The sequence below is a fragment of the Microbulbifer maximicatervae (SeqCode) genome (genome assembly GCF_052467385.1).
Window position 1 is genome coordinate 3,331,684 of sequence record NZ_CP174311.1, and the last position, 14,343, is coordinate 3,346,026.

The 14,343-nt window shown below is 53.3% G+C and carries 14 protein-coding genes and 8 tRNA genes; 2 read left to right on the plus strand and 20 right to left on the minus strand.

Annotated elements, in window-relative coordinates:
• Positions 1-205 precede the first annotated feature (205 nt).
• The 15 genes from ACJJIR_RS14160 to msrB all read right to left on the minus strand — a co-directional run bounded on the left by ACJJIR_RS14160 (position 206) and on the right by msrB (position 7,692).
• Positions 206-787 carry a hypothetical protein gene (locus ACJJIR_RS14160; protein WP_444905836.1) on the minus strand — a complete coding sequence of 194 codons (582 nt, stop codon included), beginning with the start codon at positions 785-787 and terminating at the stop codon, positions 206-208.
• Positions 788-822: 35 nt separating this feature from the next.
• Entirely contained in the window at positions 823-2,355 is a 1,533-nt protein-coding gene (locus ACJJIR_RS14165; protein ID WP_444905837.1) for a DcaP family trimeric outer membrane transporter, read from the minus strand.
• A 179-nt stretch (positions 2,356-2,534) separates the two neighbouring features.
• Positions 2,535-3,365, minus strand: coding sequence for an NADPH-dependent 7-cyano-7-deazaguanine reductase QueF (queF, locus tag ACJJIR_RS14170; protein WP_444905838.1), 831 nt, complete (start codon positions 3,363-3,365; stop codon positions 2,535-2,537).
• A gap of 7 nt (positions 3,366-3,372) precedes the next feature.
• Positions 3,373-4,146 carry an ABC transporter permease gene (locus tag ACJJIR_RS14175; RefSeq protein WP_444905839.1) on the minus strand — a complete coding sequence of 258 codons (774 nt, stop codon included), beginning with the start codon at positions 4,144-4,146 and terminating at the stop codon, positions 3,373-3,375.
• A complete protein-coding gene (locus ACJJIR_RS14180; protein ID WP_444905840.1) occupies positions 4,143-5,078 on the minus strand; it encodes an ABC transporter ATP-binding protein in 936 nt (311 codons plus the stop codon). Before ACJJIR_RS14180 ends, ACJJIR_RS14175 begins: the two co-directional genes overlap by 4 nt.
• A gap of 203 nt (positions 5,079-5,281) precedes the next feature.
• Positions 5,282-5,357, minus strand: a tRNA-Gly gene (locus tag ACJJIR_RS14185).
• Between the two features lie 33 nt (positions 5,358-5,390).
• Positions 5,391-5,466 (minus strand) — tRNA-Glu (locus tag ACJJIR_RS14190).
• A 118-nt stretch (positions 5,467-5,584) separates the two neighbouring features.
• Positions 5,585-5,660: transfer RNA gene (locus tag ACJJIR_RS14195), tRNA-Gly, on the minus strand.
• Between the two features lie 33 nt (positions 5,661-5,693).
• Positions 5,694-5,769 (minus strand) — tRNA-Glu (locus ACJJIR_RS14200).
• 118 nt (positions 5,770-5,887) lie between these two features.
• Positions 5,888-5,963: transfer RNA gene (locus tag ACJJIR_RS14205), tRNA-Gly, on the minus strand.
• A 33-nt stretch (positions 5,964-5,996) separates the two neighbouring features.
• Positions 5,997-6,072, minus strand: a tRNA-Glu gene (locus ACJJIR_RS14210).
• 118 nt (positions 6,073-6,190) lie between these two features.
• Positions 6,191-6,266: transfer RNA gene (locus ACJJIR_RS14215), tRNA-Gly, on the minus strand.
• A 1-nt stretch (position 6,267) separates the two neighbouring features.
• Positions 6,268-6,343, minus strand: a tRNA-Glu gene (locus ACJJIR_RS14220).
• 159 nt (positions 6,344-6,502) lie between these two features.
• The gene (locus ACJJIR_RS14225) at positions 6,503-7,279 is read right to left on the minus strand and encodes a DUF1499 domain-containing protein (protein WP_282933544.1); all 777 of its coding nucleotides are present in this window, start codon (positions 7,277-7,279) and stop codon (positions 6,503-6,505) included.
• Positions 7,276-7,692, minus strand: coding sequence for a peptide-methionine (R)-S-oxide reductase MsrB (msrB, locus tag ACJJIR_RS14230; protein WP_413665066.1), 417 nt, complete (start codon positions 7,690-7,692; stop codon positions 7,276-7,278). The genes ACJJIR_RS14225 and msrB overlap by 4 nt, the downstream gene beginning before the upstream one ends.
• A gap of 186 nt (positions 7,693-7,878) precedes the next feature.
• Between msrB and ACJJIR_RS14235 the strand changes: the two genes are divergently transcribed.
• Positions 7,879-9,093 (plus strand): pyridoxal phosphate-dependent aminotransferase, encoded by a 1,215-nt coding sequence (locus ACJJIR_RS14235; protein ID WP_444905841.1) that lies wholly within the window; start codon positions 7,879-7,881, stop codon positions 9,091-9,093.
• The gene (locus tag ACJJIR_RS14240; RefSeq protein WP_444905842.1) at positions 9,093-9,494 is read left to right on the plus strand and encodes a hypothetical protein; all 402 of its coding nucleotides are present in this window, start codon (positions 9,093-9,095) and stop codon (positions 9,492-9,494) included. The genes ACJJIR_RS14235 and ACJJIR_RS14240 overlap by 1 nt, the downstream gene beginning before the upstream one ends.
• A gap of 34 nt (positions 9,495-9,528) precedes the next feature.
• On the opposite strand, the gene ACJJIR_RS14245 is transcribed toward ACJJIR_RS14240, so the two are convergent.
• Genes ACJJIR_RS14245 through ACJJIR_RS14265 form a run of 5 tightly spaced genes read right to left on the minus strand, consistent with a single transcriptional unit; the run spans position 9,529 to position 14,208 of the window.
• Complete coding sequence (locus ACJJIR_RS14245; RefSeq protein WP_444905843.1) at positions 9,529-10,470, minus strand: class I SAM-dependent methyltransferase; 942 nt, start codon at positions 10,468-10,470, stop codon at positions 9,529-9,531.
• A 3-nt stretch (positions 10,471-10,473) separates the two neighbouring features.
• Positions 10,474-11,625, minus strand: coding sequence for an ATP-NAD kinase family protein (locus ACJJIR_RS14250; RefSeq protein WP_444905844.1), 1,152 nt, complete (start codon positions 11,623-11,625; stop codon positions 10,474-10,476).
• Positions 11,616-12,737 carry a 4-phosphoerythronate dehydrogenase gene (locus ACJJIR_RS14255; protein WP_444905845.1) on the minus strand — a complete coding sequence of 374 codons (1,122 nt, stop codon included), beginning with the start codon at positions 12,735-12,737 and terminating at the stop codon, positions 11,616-11,618. Before ACJJIR_RS14255 ends, ACJJIR_RS14250 begins: the two co-directional genes overlap by 10 nt.
• Positions 12,734-13,627, minus strand: a complete 894-nt coding sequence (locus ACJJIR_RS14260; protein ID WP_444905846.1) for a 5'-3' exonuclease — start codon at positions 13,625-13,627, stop codon at positions 12,734-12,736. The genes ACJJIR_RS14255 and ACJJIR_RS14260 overlap by 4 nt, the downstream gene beginning before the upstream one ends.
• Positions 13,624-14,208, minus strand: coding sequence for an elongation factor P hydroxylase (locus ACJJIR_RS14265; protein WP_444905847.1), 585 nt, complete (start codon positions 14,206-14,208; stop codon positions 13,624-13,626). Before ACJJIR_RS14265 ends, ACJJIR_RS14260 begins: the two co-directional genes overlap by 4 nt.
• Positions 14,209-14,343: the final 135 nt, after the last annotated feature.

A 14,343-nucleotide genomic window follows, 5' to 3' on the forward strand; every position in this document is an offset into this window, starting at 1 on the left:
CTTTTAGATTCCAATCCATGGTAAAGCCTACCGCCAAAAGTAGTTAGCCGGCATCTATTCCTGCTAACGCTTTGAATTCCCTTTCGAACCATTGAACGCGCACTCTTTGATAGGCCCATCAACGGTTTGTCTCACCAGAATAGCTGAATACAACAGCTCTATTGGCCTGGAGAAAGGTTCGATAAAAATCACGATAAATTAGCGGCTATAAAACGCCATTGCCAGACATAGTGCGAATCATCACCTCTACAAACTCGCGTAAATCTCTCTCATTGGGATGGCGCAGCTCCTCCCCTGAATACTTGTATAAAAAAGTATCCGACTGAACCGACCAATAAACTTCGTCACTGGGCGCCGAATATAAACGTGTCTCCACAACAGCAACCTGGGAGTTGCGGATATTCGGGTTGATCCGTTTTAATGCCAACAATTGGGTAACCAATAAAGTGTCAAATCCCCTCTCCCGGAGCAAGGGTGCAATCTCCCCCATTGAGGGAACACCAGTTATTGCCCCCAGAGCACTCCAGGAATGCGCATCAATACCCGTATCCTGCAGTTGCATGACCCACTCCCTTTCTACCTGCCCACCGACTATCGGCCTCGGTACCAGGGTATATGCGAGTACCAGGGTTTTTCCTAAGCTTTGAATACCAATATATGGGGACTGCCATACCCGCGTAACCACGGTACTGGCTGAAGTCCATCCGAGTAGAAGAGAAATCAATGAAAGGCTGCATAGCAACCTAATAATTCGAGCTTGAAATACCTTCTCTCGTTTTACTCGCATATACCTGAACACCTCTTTTAAATACATTGCTGTTTTTAGAACGTCATTCGGGTCGTAAATTGTGTCCGCACCAGAGACCCCCTATCACCATTCTTGTCTTTGCGAGCGCCGTAGAGCACCTCGATTCCAGTCAGCCAACGGGGAAAGGGTAACCAAACAATATTGATACTGCGGTATTGGGTTGCTTTGTAGGAATCACCGGGTTGGAAGTCCAGATTATCCTGTCTCACCCTGCCATAGGTCGCTACGGTATACAGGCAAGGAGTCCACCAGTGCTGGTACCCCAGATACCAGGCTGTAGTGTTTAGTGCCTCTACGGAGTTATCAAAAAAATCATAAGCTGCATCTGGTGGCGCGTCATTAAGTAGACCGCTATATCCCGCACCGAGGGACAAAGAGTAATAAAGAACATCCTTGGAAAGTACGCCGGGCATATTGAAAGTGCCGCTTAAATTTAATCCCCAGCCGGTAGTTGATACGGCTGAATCCGGATCGCCACTCGCGCGCAAATCCCTTAATACCAAACCCGCTTGTACCTGGGACCTAGGCAAGTCCGACTCCAGCGCAAATACCGCATCGGGCCAGCGGGCAACCTCGGTTGCATCCTCGAATATTTGTGAGTCCGGCGCTTCAATAGCCACCTTAAAGTAATACTGTGGCCCGTACCTCTTAATCCATCGGACCATTGAATGGCGCAAGCCAAATGCCGAATTAGGCCCCTGGAAATCCAGGGTATTGGGGACCGCTTCCAAGTTCGCAAATGTTGACCACTGCTGCCCCACAAGAATACTGCCCCCCCATAGCGCATTGCTCACTTCTCCATAAGCTTTGCGCATACGGGGATTGGGAGTGGTAACACTGGAGTCCTGCAGGAAGTCCATCGAAATCAGGGTTTTAAATTCACGTCCCTCCCAGTGCTGCAGGGTCTCAAATACCAACCTGGAGGTTTGCACGGTAAATTCTGTCTGCCCGTCTGCTCCCTCTGCAGCCGTTTTGTCGAAAGTCACAATATCGGCAGGTACAAATTGTGCGGGGCTGATGATCGCGTCGGTATCATAATTGACATCCAAGTCCGCAAAGCCACTGATCTTCGCTTTCATCGTATTTCCCAACAAAGGAATGGAGCCAGGCCACTCCGTTGTCGCATTGGCAATCACATCTTCGATATCACTGGGGTCAGGTACCGCCTGATCAGACTGGGCCCGCGGCGGAGGCAGCGAACCAGGTGGAACTTCCTGGCGTATTTCCTCAATCTGTCGCTGTAAATCATTCATGTCCTCCTTGCTCACCGGTGCTTCAACGGGCTGTACAGGAGTTACTTCCAGAGACGGTCGGGATGGTGGTGCCCGTTGCATTTGCTCAATTTGCCGACGCAGGACTTCGAGGTCTGCCTGTTGTTTCTGAATCTGAGCCTGCTGCTCTTCCAGCTGCTGTTGCTGGGCCTCAATCACCCGTATCAGATCATCAGCTTTAACATAAACTTCTGCAGTGGAGGATTGGGAAAAAAGAAGTGGGGCAAAACCGATTACTACGGCAGGAATTACTGGGGACTGGGTATTAATCTCCATCTGTCAGCCTCAACTCCACCTCCTGTGGGGCGGCCAACACAACTACACTGTCGGTTTCCCCGGCCTATCTGGAAAGCGTAGCTTAAGAGTCCGCAGCGCCAACCCAGGCCGGCACCAAGCAAAGATTGAAATTGAAGGACCGTACCACCGGGGACTCCGGTGGCACTTAAGAAAGGAAATTACTGACGGGCAAAACGCGAAGGCATACGTTTCTCAATGCGAGTCGATCTCAGCGGATTAATATCCAAGCCGCCACGGCGGGTATAGCGGGCACATACAGTTAACTCGGTAAATTCCGCCAGCTGTTGCAAGTCGCAAAAGATACGCTCGACACAGTGCTCGTGAAAATCCTGGTGTTCGCGGAAGGAGACAATATAAGCCAACAGTGCCTCTCGCTTTAGTGCCGGTCCTTTATAGTCCACAACCACTGTCGCCCAATCTGGTTGTCCCGTTACCGGACAATTACTGCGCAGCAAGTGGCTATAAAGAACCTCACTCACATCTTCCTCACCGCCTTCGAGGGCGAGGAGTGCGGGGTCCGGTTCGTAATTATTCACTTCTATATCGAGATGATCCAGACAGTAGCCCTCTGGCTTCTCAACTGCCAGCGCTGCATCTTCCACATCCATCAGGGTAACGCCGACATTTGCCCCCGCCGCTGCAGAGAGATCCCGCACCAGGGCATCCTGTACCAATCTCCAGGATTCAAACTTGCTCTGGTTGAAAGAGTTTAAATACAACTTGAAGGATTTTGACTCCACCATGCAGGGGCTTTCCGCAGGAAAACTAAAACGAGCCACCGCCACCTGTGGTTTGCCCCTGGGGTTCAGCCAGGAAAGCTCAAAACCCCACCATTCGTCCTCTCCAAAGAAAGGCATTGCGCCGGCAGAAAGCCCCAACTGGGCTCGGGATACTGAGCGCTGAATTGGATGGAGCAACTCGGGGTTGTAAGTGGATTCGTAGGTGGTCTCCTGCCCCAGGGGGAGGTTTTGCCAGTCTTCTCTTGTCATAAATTTCTCAATGTCTCAGTCGCTTACCGTGGCTCATCAGATAAATGGCCCAGGATGCCAAAAGCGTAATAAATACCAGGACGCCAAAAAATGCCCCGGCAACATTAATATCGGAAACACCCAAAATGCCGTAACGGAAGGAGTTCACCATATAAAGAATGGGGTTCAATTTCGACAACCCCTGCCAAAAAGGCGACAGCAGGTCGATAGAGTAAAACACGCCTCCCAGGTATGTGAGGGGAGTTAATACAAAGGTCGGAATAATAGAGATAGCATCAAAACTATTGGCAAAAATAGCATTGATAAACCCAGCCAGGGAAAACAGCACCGCCGTCAAAAATACAATCGCTACCGTGACAAAGATGTGCTCTACCGTCAGTGAGGTAAAAAACATCGCTACGAGAGTCACTATCAACCCCACCATTAATCCCCGTGACACGCCACCGAGTACATAGCCCGCCATAATCACCCAATTCGGCGTTGGCGAGACCAGAAGCTCCTCCACACTGCGCTGAAATTTAGCGCTGTAAAAAGACGAAACTACGTTGGCGTAGGAGTTGGTAATCACCGACATCATGATCAAACCCGGCACAACAAACTCGATATACGGATAGCCCCCCATATCACCAATTCGCCGACCAATCAGGGAGCCAAAGATCACAAAGTACAGTGACATAGTGATTACCGGCGGCACCAGGGTCTGCGGCCATATACGCATAAAGCGCCGGACTTCCCGACGGTAAATAGTGCTGAATGATATCCAGATTAATCTGCCCTTCACTCTTCTAGCCCCGACATTTTTTCTTCCGACAACATGGACAGGAACAACTCCTCCAAGCGATTGGCGCGATTGCGCATACTGGTGACTGTGATGCCCTGCCGCTGCAATGACGCAAATACCTCGGTCAGAGATTGTCCCTTTTCAATAGTGACTTCCAGTGAGTGATTGTCCCGCAAACGCCCTTCATAACCGGACAAGTCCGGGCACTCAGTGAGAAATTCTGCGCAATCCAGGATAAAGGTTTCCCGGTTCAGGGTTTTCAGCAGTGACTTTATCGAAGTATTCTCGACAATAGCGCCCTTGTCGATAATCGCTATATTGCGACAGAGGCTCTCGGCTTCCTCCAGATAGTGGGTGGTGAGAATAATTGTGGTGCCCTGCTGGTTTATTTTTTCCAGGAAACTCCACATGGAACGCCGCAGTTCTATATCCACTCCGGCTGTGGGTTCATCCAGAATCAGTAATTTCGGCTCGTGAATCAGCGCGCGGGCAATCATCAATCTGCGTTTCATACCACCGGAGAGCATGCGCGCCTGGGTAGCGCGCTTATCCCACAGGCCCAACTGCTTCAGGTATTTCTCAGTGCGTTCTTCAGCCAGTTTGCGCGGCATACCGTAAAAACCGCCCTGGGTAACGACAATGTCGAACACTTTCTCAAACTGGCTGAAGTTAAATTCTTGTGGCACAACACCTAACAGGCGCTTGGCCGCAGCAAAATCGACATCGATATCCTCACCAAAAATCGACACTGAACCACCGCTTTTGCGCACCAGGGAACAGATGATACCGATGGTGGTGGACTTCCCCGCCCCATTGGGACCCAGCAGCGCAAAGAAGTCTCCCGGCTGCACGTCAAAACTGATGCCTTTCAGGGCCTGGAAACCATTGTCGTAGGTTTTCTGTAAGTTATGGATCGATAGCGCAGCGCTCATCTTGCACTCCTATAGTGGGGAGCGTTATTCAACGCGCTTGCCCGAATAATTTCAACCTGAGGGGAGCTAGGGTTTTTCATACACGTCACTTGGTGGGATGAACCGGAACTTGCAGGAGTCCCGGGCAAAAGTAACCGTGCAGAAGATAAGAATTACTATATCGGAAAAACAAAAAGCCGCTCGATTGAGCGGCTTTTTATTTTTGGAGCGGGAAACCGGGTTCGAACCGGCGACCTCAACCTTGGCAAGGTTGCGCTCTACCAACTGAGCTATTCCCGCAATTGACCTGGTAGCATTGCTACCGGGTCGTATTGGCATCCCCAAGGGGAGTCGAACCCCTGTTACCGCCGTGAAAGGGCGGTGTCCTAGGCCTCTAGACGATGGGGACAGAAACTTGCACTTCGACCTTTCGATCCGGTGCTGCCATGCTGTCCATGGCAATGCCACTGATTTCTCGGTGGCGTGCTTTCCGAGTTGACTAGAGATCATCTCGCAAAGCAGAAAATTGGAGCGGGAAACCGGGTTCGAACCGGCGACCTCAACCTTGGCAAGGTTGCGCTCTACCAACTGAGCTATTCCCGCAATTGACCCGGTAGCATTGCTACCGGGTCGTATTGGCATCCCCAAGGGGAGTCGAACCCCTGTTACCGCCGTGAAAGGGCGGTGTCCTAGGCCTCTAGACGATGGGGACAGAAACTTGCACTTCGACCTTTCGATCCGGTGCTGCCATGCTGTCCATGGCAATGCCACTGATTTCTCGGTGGCGTGCTTTCCAAGTTGACTAGAGATCATCTCGCAAAGCAGAAAATTGGAGCGGGAAACCGGGTTCGAACCGGCGACCTCAACCTTGGCAAGGTTGCGCTCTACCAACTGAGCTATTCCCGCAATTGACCCGGTAGCATTGCTACCGGGTCGTATTGGCATCCCCAAGGGGAGTCGAACCCCTGTTACCGCCGTGAAAGGGCGGTGTCCTAGGCCTCTAGACGATGGGGACAGAAACTTGCACTTCGACCTTTCGATCCGGTGCTGCCATGCTGTCCATGGCAATGCCACTGATTTCTCGGTGGCGTACTTTCCGAGTTGACTAGAGATCATCTCGCAAAGCGGAAATTTGGAGCGGGAAACCGGGTTCGAACCGGCGACCTCAACCTTGGCAAGGTTGCGCTCTACCAACTGAGCTATTCCCGCGTGGCATCCCCAAGGGGAGTCGAACCCCTGTTACCGCCGTGAAAGGGCGGTGTCCTAGGCCTCTAGACGATGGGGACCCAGAAACCTTCTGTCGTTTCGCTCCACCTTTGAGTGTAGCCCTGCGTCAGAAGTGGGGCGCATTCTATGGACCACCGCTAAACCTGTCAACACTCTTTTTGATTTTTTTTCTTTTGTTGTCAGACACTTACAAAACCCAGCCATTTCTGGAGTGCATTCTAGTACCGCTCTGTGCCAGTTCCCTCGAGCACCAGCGCGTGCAGGTGCAACTCTTCCAGAAATTGGCGGATACGCTTCGCATTGGTACCCAAGTCACTGACCCCGACTCGGGAGCTGGAACGCACATCGACTTTGGAGCCACCACCCACGTCAGCGCTGACCCGTACAACGATATCGTCCGTAAAACCGAGGATCGGTGTTTTCGCTACAGCCTCCAGGTGACCCCGCTGAGGCTCATAGGAAACCACTTTCCAGCCCAGGTCTTCGGCCACTTCAGCAGCGATCTCAGTGGTACGAGCTATCGGGAAGTCCACGTGCAACGGCATTATATCGGCATATATATCCGCCTCCCGCTGCAATTCGGCCACCTTCTCTCCACCGTATTCGGCACTGTTGTCGCCTTTCTGGCGCAACTTCAATACCTCTTGATACTGGGGGGGATTGCGGGTATCGGTACTGATATCGTGGATTCTTGGCACATCGAAGTTGCCCTTGCCTACGGTTACCAGAGGTATTGCCACCGGCAGCAGTCCGAGCAACGCCGCCCACAGAGCATTGCTGCGCACCAACGGCTTGCTCTTGCTCACTCCCCAGACAAAAACAAACAGGCTCAGTAGCGCAATTGCCAAGGCTGCACCGCCAGAAAACACAAATATTTTGAAAACCACAGAGAAGTGCAGCAGCCCGTAACGCAAGGCGGCAGCCGCAAGGACGATCAGCAGTAACAGAATCCACTGCACCCGCAATAGCCAATTACTCCAGTGTGATTCCGTCACTCAGTGTCATCCTCCGTTTCATCGCTGCCCTGGTCCAGCTTCACCGATAGAGAGTTCACACAGTAGCGAAGTCCCGTATCGGTGGGGCCATCGTCAAAAACATGGCCGAGATGGGCATCGCATTTACTGCAGCGAATCTCTACACGCTGCATACCGTAGCTGCTGTCAGGCAGCTCCTTCACTGCACCTTCATAATGCTCTGCATCAAAGCTAGGCCAACCACACCCGCTCTCAAATTTTGACTGCGAGCCGAATAAAACCTCGCCACAGCAACGACAACGATAGACGCCATCGTCAAAAACATCCCAATATTCGCCGCTAAACGGCGCCTCTGTCCCACCTTCCCGGCAGACCTCAAACTCCTCATCTGTAAGCTTATCCCGCCAGTAGTTCTCATCCATCTGTTTTGACATACTCTAGTGTTTCCGTAATCAATTGGGGTTTCCGGTCAGGCGCCGCCTTGTGGCAATGCCTATGTGTATCGGTTCCCGGTTTCCCGCAGGAGTGGTACCTACCGCTGGTGGACATTACCCGGTTTTCGCGCACTGAACTCGCGGCCCTGGGCCGCTCCTGCTCTGCAATAGAGCTTCCAGGTCACCATGAAGGACATCAATAAATCAGAAAAACTGCACGGCGTCTGCTACGAAATTCGCGGCCCCGTGATGGAGCAGGCCCAGCGCATGGAAGAGGAAGGCCACCGCATCCTCAAGCTGAATATTGGCAACCCTGCCCCCTTCGGTTTTAACGCCCCCGACGAGATTATCCAAGACGTCATTCACAATCTCTCTGAGGCACAGGGCTACGTCGAGTCCAAAGGGCTCTTCGCTGCGCGTAAGGCCATTATGCAAGAGTGCCAGACCCTGGGTATCCCGGGTGTCGAGATTAACGATATTTACCTGGGCAACGGCGTCTCCGAACTGATTTCCATGAGCACCCAGGCCCTTCTCAATAATGGCGACGAAATGCTGTTGCCAATGCCCAATTACCCCCTGTGGATGGCCGCCACCAACCTCACCGGTGCCAAGCCAGTTCTCTATCGCTGCGACGAGGAGTCCGGGTGGCTGCCTGATATTGAGGATATCAAAGCAAAAATCACTTCAAAAACCCGCGGGATAGTGGTTATCAATCCCAATAATCCCACTGGCGCCGTTTATCCCCGGGAACTACTGGAGGATATTGTCGAGGTTGCCCGCAATCACAACCTGGTGATCTTCGCCGATGAGATTTATAGCAAGATTCTCTACGACGATGCGGAATTTACCCCGATGGCCAAACTCGCCCCGGACGTGCTCTGCCTGAGTTTTAACGGCCTGTCCAAGTCATACCGCCTGGCGGGCTTCCGCTCTGGCTGGATGATTATCAGCGGCACCAAACACCGGGCCAAGGGTTTTATCCAGGGGATGGAGATACTCTCTTCTATGCGCCTGTGCGGCAATGTACCTGCTATGTTCGCAGTACAAACCGCTCTCGGTGGCTACCAGAGTATTAACGATTTAGTCTTGCCCGGCGGGCGCCTGCGCCAACAGCGAGATATGGCCCACCGCATGCTCAATGACATTCCCGGTGTGAGCTGTGTCAAACCTAGCGGTGCTATCTACTTGTTTCCCAAGCTGCATCTGGATCATCATAAGATCGAAAATGACGAGCAGCTGGTGCTGGATTTCCTGCGCCAGGAAAAAATACTACTGGCTCAAGGCAGTGCCTTCCACTGGGATGCACCGGACCACTTGCGCATTGTCTTCCTGCCCCGTGCCGACGACTTATCGCATGCGATGGAACGCCTGGGCGAATTTTTGGAGCGATATTCCTGCTGATGCTGGACGATTTACATATTCATGATTTTTACCGGGATGCCGGCAGGGTACTGCTGGCAATGTTTAATCAATTCCCGGTACCGGCAACCGTTTACGTGGAAGATATTTCCGGCCCTGACTCACCGGATGAGTACGGGCTGCACTCCCTCCGCCATTTAGCCTGCCTGGGGTCCATGACCTGGCTAAAGCAGAGTGGCTATATCAGCTTTTCCCAGCTGGTGCGCCAGGAGGCGATGGAGGATGCGGTATTAACCCACAAGGGTTTCCTGCTAATGATTAATGCCGGAGCTGAGTCCGGGCAGAGCAACGCCCAGTTGCTCAACAGCGCTGTGCGCGAGGGATCATCAGGCCAGTTGCAGGCGCTAATGGAGCGCTTGATGCGGGAGTTTGCCGCGCTGTAAGGAGCCCCTTAATGCGCGGCATTGGCAATCGCCATTACTGGGATTGGCGACGATATTTAACGTGCAACATTTTTAAGGCAGCATCCGGGTCCTGATCAGGGAAATCCGGGTTCTGCTCCAAGCGCGCTACAACTTCATAACCGTTGTCAGATCCGAGGATTAACTCCCTAAACTGGGCTTCGCTGTGCCGGGGCGAGTTGATCACCATCAGCAGATCCGCCTCAGCGGCGAGACAAGCGGGCAGCTGCCTCAGCAACTTTTCATAATTCTGGCTGACATCGAAGCGACCTTTTTGTCGTGTCGGCGGATCGACAATGCCCAGATCAAAGGGGCCGCGACGGTCGAAGCGCTTGAATTGACGCAGTGCATCGAATTGCAGGAACTGAATCCCTTTAAGAGACAGCCCATTAACTTCGTGATTTTCCCGTCCGCGATTTAAAACACCGCGATTGACATCCACATTTACAATACCGATATCACCTGCCGCTCGCGCGACCGCAGAAAAGGCACAGGTGAAAGCGAAAAGATTGAGCATTTTTGCTGACGCCTGCCCAGCCCTTGCTCGCACCTGCTCTTCAAGCCAGGCCCTGCCCGGCTCAATATCCAGGAAGAAACCAACATTTTGTCGATCAAACGTGAGGGGGAATTTAAGGTCTCCACGCTGCGCGACCGGGTCTGTTACCGGCTCACCAAAGTGCCACTGTAAAGGTGCCCCAGGGAGATAGCGTCGCTGTGCAGCAACCCCCTGATAACCTCGCGCCTCAGCCATTTGCCAGAGCTTTTCACACAGCTCTACTTCACCTTCATATTCTTCAAAAAAAGTCACCAACAAAGCGGGGAAAAAGCTGTCAACGCAGACCTGCTCCAAGCCCTCATAGCTGCGACCCCGGCCGTGAAAAAAACGGCAGCTGTCGCCAACATTTTGCCCTAATTTATTTTCTACCTGCTCCAGCAGTAACTGCCAATCTGCACTCATCGCTTATTGAATATCCCCGTTACTCAGTGGATAAAGAATGGCATCCCGGTAACCGGTAACCACTCGAATAAAACCACTCCACCGTTTATCAAGCTTGGGGTTACCGCTATCGATTAATAGCGGGCGCCCATGCAATTCCGTAATTTTTGTCTTAGTCGCAACCACGATTAAATTATCGCGCCCAACGCGCCGCAGTACATTGGCCGACAATTGTTGGTTACCCCGGCCAATTAAATGACCCTGGCCACCAATGGCGGTGAGAATGATTTTTACCGGCCCGCTGTGATCGGCAATAGACTGTTCAATTTGCGGCGCACTGACATCCAACTGCAACAACTGGCCATCCAGTAATAAATCCACCCCCAACAGGGTTCCCTCACAGCCCAACTCGCTGAGGATTGCCAATGTAGTAGAGCCTGGGCCAACGACATACAGGGTTTGCGGGTCCAGGTCTTCGGTAATCTCTGCGGCGATATCCGCAACTGCCAGCTCTTCCACTTCACGGCCGGCATTTTTTACCGCCTGTAAAAACTGACCTTCCTGGGGCACCAGCAATTCGCCGTAGTAACGCGTAGTTACCCGCCCACTGCGGAATGACTGCTCATCAATATCCCGCACTTCACGCTCAGCGAGGTCCACCAGTTGCCCCGCCATCAGTCGGCGCAAAACCTCGCCACCCGCTTTAGGGGAAATCGCAAAACAGGCGGAATGCATTTTCACTCCGGCGGGAATACCGAGTACCGGGAAATTATCTCCCAGGGCATTGACGATATTTCTCGCAGTGCCGTCACCGCCGATAAAAACAATGAGGTCTGCACCATTGTTGCGGATAGTAGCTGCTGCACGCTCTGTATCCTCCGGGGAGGATGGCGAGCACTCGGCCACGCCCACTTCACAGACAGAAAAACCGAGTTTACGCGCTGTACTGGCCCCCATATCGCCGGCAAAGCACAGGATTTCCAGCTCATCCTTAAAGGGTTTTAACTCCTCAAGGGCCAGCGCCGCACGCTGATTTGCCTGGGGTTCGATACCTGCGTCCAGCGCGCGTTGCACAGTTTCGGCACCATCGCTCCCCTTAAGCCCTGCCGGGCCACCAATGCCAGCCCAGGGGTTAATAATTAAACCAAGCTTTTTTACTTGTTTACTTAACTGCACGCCAACCCCAACACTTCCAGTTGCCGCTTCTCTTCGTCACCCAAAGTCTGGGCTGAAGTTTTGTAGTGACTGAACTCCAGGCGCTCGGGGTACTCTTTACGCAGCAAATCAAAAGCCTTCTCCATCGGCACATCACCTGCTGCCGCCGCGCGCAGGCGGCGATCGTCCGCGCGGGGGTTGTACATCTGCAACAGTAATTCTTCTGCTGAGTCTCCCCTGATCTCTTTAGAGGTAACAGCCGGCTGACATTCCGCAGACATGGGTGCAATACCCAGTTCCCGGCACAAGGCCTCGCGAATCATACGGGTGCCAGCCAGCTTCCCATCCAGGCTGTAACCGGCAATATGCGGTGTCCCCAGGTCAACATGCTGCAATAATTCAATATCGATATCCGGTTCGTTCTCCCATACGTCCAGTACGGAAGTAAAACGCTTGCCCCGCTGGATTTCCGCCAGCAGTGCCCGGTTGTCTACCACCCCACCCCGGCCGGCGCTAATCAATACGCTGCCATCGCGGAGCTGGCGCATCTGCTCTGCTCCAATCATATGGAAACTGGGGTAGGTGCCGCCCTTAACCAGCGGTGCGTGAAGGCAAACAATATCCTGGCTCAGCACCTTTTCCAGCTCACTCGCATCCGGGTTTTCCGGTAGCCAGGGATCGTAAACTGCGCAGGAAACCCCGAGGGCATGCAAGCGCTGTTGCAATAATCCGCCCACATTGCCGCAGCCCACTATGCCGAAGCTGCGCCCATGCCAGTCAATTTCCAGTGCGGCCAGGGTGCAGAAAACATACTCCACCACGGAGTTGGCATTGCAGCCAGGCGCGGCACTCCAGAAGATCTCATTGCGCTCCAACCACTGGGTGTCCAGGTGATCAGTACCTATGGTGCAGCTGCCAACAAAGCGCACCCGGGTCCCCTCCAGCAGGCTTTGATCAACCTGGGTGACCGAGCGCACCAACAAAATATCTGCATCAATTAATTGTTCTCGGCTCAAGGTGCGGCCGTGGTAGCGCTCCAGCGTTCCCAGATCACCGAAATACTCCTCCAACGCAGGAATATTCTCATCGGCGACAATTTTTAATCCCGCACTCTGTGCAGCGCTATCCGTCATGTAAGTTCTCCATCAACACCCGCTAAGGTGCGTTCAATCTTCTTGCTCAGGCCGCCGATACCAAATTCCTCCGCCAGGGCACGGGCCAGATAGACATCTACCGGCTGTGGGCGCAAATCTGCCAGTTTTATATCCAGGGGAACCCGCTCCTCAAGACTGGTCAGGCGCTTGGCGAGGTGCAGCTGCTCTTCGTATTCCTCTATCCGGGCCACCAATCCCTTGGCTCCGCGAATGGGCATTGTGGCAAGGGTATCGAGCTGCTCCAGCAACATTTCTATAGTGTCGAATGTCTCTAACAGGCGTGCCGCAGTCTTTGGGCCAACGCCGGGTATCCCGGGAATATCATCGCTGGTGTCTCCCACCAGGGCCAGATAGTCGGGAATCTGCTCCGGGCGCACACCGAACTTTTCCCGTACGCCCTCGCCATCCAGGTGCCGGTCGTTGGCAAAATCCCACAGGGATACAGCGCCCCGAGCCAGCAGCTGCCCCAGATCCTTGTCCCGGCTCACGACCACTGGGTTATGCCGGTGCAGCTTCCGGGTTAACGTGGCCAGTATGTCATCGGCCTCGTAGCGCTCACTGGAAAAGCTGACAATACCCAGTACCTCAGCCATTTCCCGGCACGCCGCCAGCTGGAAAGCCAGGGCTTCATCGGGTAGTGCGCGACTGCACTTATAGTCCGGGTAAATCTCATTGCGAAAACAGCTTCCCAATGATTCGTCGAAGGCGCAGGCAATATAGCTCGGTTGTCGCGCCAACATATCCAACAGGAAGTTAGTAAAGCCGTAAACGGCTTCAGTGGAGTAGCCACTGCGACTTTCCCAGTTGGGCGGCAGCGCAAAGTAGTAGCGAAAAATATATACCGATGCGTCTATGAGATAACTATTCAAGAGAGATCCGCCAATTGGTAGCTGCCCCGATCAAAAGGATTGGAACAGCCGAATTCCTTCATCAGGGCTTCGGCGAATGCACGGACCCGAGGGTTGGGCCGGGTATCACAATAGTCCAGAACTTGCTGCCAGATGGCCTTTTTAAACGGGTCGCTAGCGCCCAATCCATTTTCCAGATTGTCAGCGCTCACGCGGAAACTGAGTCCGCAAGCCCGTGCAAAGATCCATTCAAGGGCCTGTGGCTTGACCTCTACCTGCTCGAACTCAGCCTGCTGGTCGGCACTGCGACCATCCGGCGCATACCAGTAACCGTAATCCGGCAACTGCCGCCGGGCCTCTCCGGCGACACACCAGTGCGCCACTTCATGCAAAGCACTGGCGGGATAGTCCAAGGTGAACTCTACCTGGTGGTAGGTTTGACCTTCCCCCCTGGGCCGGTAATAGGGCTCGCAAAAGCCCCCGCGAAGTCGGGTATTGAGCCCATTTGGGTCTGAAAAACAGTGATCGAAGACTCTGACGATACGATCAGCCATTGGCAGTTTCGTAGGAACAGAAGCCATTTCTGCGGTTGCAACAGGCAAGGCGTTCTCCGGGATACCTCAAAGGCGGGGACTATATCAACGCCTGCGCCCCGATCAAAGCGCAGGCGCTTGCGGGGCGCAAAAGGCGCTGGTTGTATTTCGGCAAATCAACATATACCTTTAGGAACAGGGATG